General features: G+C 35.4%; 1 protein-coding gene. It reads right to left on the bottom strand.

Going from position 1 to position 260, the window contains the following annotated elements:
• The coding region (locus SB717_RS37285) for an alpha amylase N-terminal ig-like domain-containing protein (protein ID WP_410908148.1) at positions 1-171 on the bottom strand (171 nt) is incomplete at its 3' end.
• Positions 172-260 lie beyond the last annotated feature (89 nt).

Here is a 260-nt window from a genome sequence, read left to right on the forward strand (position 1 = left end):
TGTACTTGCTGATATCCATTTCCCGTCTTTCCATTCGTAAGGATCAACGTAAATAAGATCGGCGCTTTGAACATCATCTCTCTTAGTACGTATTCGGATGTGAATTGTTTGTTCATCGTAAGCGTATGCATAATTATCTTTCGGCCTATGATAAATGGCTTCTTTAAACATATAGAAAATCCCCCTTCAATATCTCTATACATAGTATTCCCTTAAGTGTAATAATAAAGCCTGTATTGCAAACGATTGCCTTTCTTATA

The organism is Priestia sp. SIMBA_032, from assembly GCF_046535215.1.
GTDB classification, from domain to species: domain Bacteria; phylum Bacillota; class Bacilli; order Bacillales; family Bacillaceae_H; genus Priestia; species Priestia aryabhattai.